Here is a 692-nt window from a genome sequence, read left to right as displayed (position 1 = left end):
AAAGAATATTGCCAAATTGTTAACAGTATAACATGCTGCTAGATGACTTTAGTGTAAGCAAGGACTTTTTATCACCTCTATTATGATTAAAATTTTAGTAAGATGGTTTTGATTCCTGTGTTAATGCTTTGTTCCCTATAAATGACCTATAATATAAGCTCCATGCTACAAATAATTATGACAATGAGATAAGTATGAAGACAGCATCAAAGAATAATGCAAACCAAAAAGATCATGCAATAGAACTATCTGAACTACAAACACAAATGGTCGATCTACAAATGAGCATGGCGCATCTTGAATTGACTGTAGAGCGACTTGATGAGGTAATTGCTCGTCAAGACCAGCATATTCATACGTTACAGCGTCAGCTCCAACTGGTCTATAAGCAAGTAGAAAGCCAGAGGACTGACGACGGCATTGCACCATTCGATGTAATAGCAGATAGACCACCGCATTACTAGCGCGTATAGCTATAACTAGCTATAAAAACAGATCAAGTTCTCTAAACTATTATATTCATCTATATACATAAAAACACTCTTTTATGACTATTTAGTCATAAAAGAGAAATAATATTTTTTTCAGTTGTTTTAGTGTGCCAAAAACTTTACTATCTTTGACTTCGGATACTGCTTACTTGTCTACATAGGACAAAGTAGTAAAACAATGCGGACGTTTGGAGATAGACA

At 34.5% G+C, this 692-nt stretch carries 1 protein-coding gene; it reads left to right on the top strand.

The window, feature by feature from the left end:
* Nucleotides 1-194: 194 nt before the first annotated feature.
* Nucleotides 195-464, top strand: a complete 270-nt coding sequence (locus ACS8FD_RS20820) for a SlyX family protein (protein ID WP_439260587.1) — start codon at nucleotides 195-197, stop codon at nucleotides 462-464.
* The last annotated feature ends 228 nt before the right edge of the window (nucleotides 465-692 follow it).

It is taken from the genome of Psychrobacter sp. 1U2 (assembly GCF_051847575.1).
The sequence above is the reverse complement of the archived record's forward strand: the minus strand, read 5'-3'. Positions and strand labels throughout refer to the sequence as shown.